Source organism: Prescottella defluvii (genome assembly GCF_000738775.1).
GTDB lineage: Bacteria > Actinomycetota > Actinomycetes > Mycobacteriales > Mycobacteriaceae > Prescottella > Prescottella defluvii.
Window position 1 is genome coordinate 1 of record NZ_JPOC01000196.1, and the last position, 208, is coordinate 208.

Genomic DNA, 208 nt, shown 5'->3' on the forward strand with positions numbered 1-208 from the left:
TGAGTCGCCGTACACGCTCGAGGTGACGTCCCCGGGCATCGACCGGCCGCTCACCGAGGAGCGGCACTGGCGGCGTGCTCAGGGGCGCAAGGCGCTGATCGAACTCGAATCCGAGTCCGTGACCGGTCGGATCGGGCAGCTCGCCGACGGTGCGGTCGACGTCGTCGTCAAGGCCAAGGGTGGTCCGGTCGTGCGCCGGGTGGAACTC

The 208-nt window shown here is 70.2% G+C and carries 1 pseudogene; it reads left to right on the plus strand.

What is annotated here, in order from left to right:
- A pseudogene (locus IJ15_RS0124445) lies at positions 1–208 on the plus strand (ribosome maturation factor RimP); the annotation flags it as partial.